Raw genomic sequence first — 211 nt, 5'->3', positions numbered from 1 at the left:
ATCGTAAAGGCCGCGTCGCGAGAGGCTTCTTTTCAGTGCCGTGCGGGTGAAAGATGAAAACGCCTTCAACTCATCGGCAATCTGCCGGTCTCCCTGCCGCATTGCCAGAAGGATGTTTTCGGCTGCGTTATCCGAACTTAAGGTCGCATCATAGGCATAGGCCAGCCGATAGGCGGCTCTGTTGTAGCCAGTGTCCATCGCCCGCAGATAC

Annotated in this window: 1 protein-coding gene; it reads right to left on the bottom strand. The window is 55.9% G+C overall.

Features of this window, described 5'->3' with window-relative positions; genetic code table 11:
* On the bottom strand, positions 1–211 hold a 211-nt coding region (locus tag AF337_RS44275), incomplete at both ends, for a hypothetical protein (RefSeq protein WP_152970985.1).

The organism is Rhizobium ecuadorense (assembly GCF_001187535.1).
Classification (GTDB): domain Bacteria; phylum Pseudomonadota; class Alphaproteobacteria; order Rhizobiales; family Rhizobiaceae; genus Rhizobium; species Rhizobium ecuadorense.
This window is presented reverse-complemented; position numbering and strand designations above follow the sequence as displayed.